Origin of the sequence: Neobacillus drentensis (assembly GCF_036962765.1) — a bacterium.
Lineage (GTDB): Bacteria > Bacillota > Bacilli > Bacillales > Cytobacillaceae > Neobacillus > Neobacillus drentensis_C.
Window position 1 is genome coordinate 1 of sequence record NZ_JBALOS010000437.1, and the last position, 261, is coordinate 261.

General features: G+C 39.8%; 1 pseudogene. It reads right to left on the reverse strand.

The window, feature by feature from the left end:
• Window positions 1-261 (reverse strand): annotated as a pseudogene (locus V7137_RS30460) (hypothetical protein); the annotation flags it as partial.

Here is a 261-nt window from a genome sequence, read left to right on the forward strand (position 1 = left end):
GTGATAGAGCTGGAACGGAGGAATCTTGTTGTTGCATGTATTCTGGCTGAACAATTCTTGCGTTTGAGTAGGCATAATAAAACGGAACCTTGGTGGTGAAAAGCTTCTCGATCGGTTCTTCTGTACCGTAAACCCATCCCGTTAGACGTATATCGAAATTCGTATCTAACGCCTCTACTGTTTTACTTAATCTTTTTTCTAAGACTGACTTTCCAAAAACAAACAAACTTACCTGGTCGTAATTGACGGGAATTTGAATAC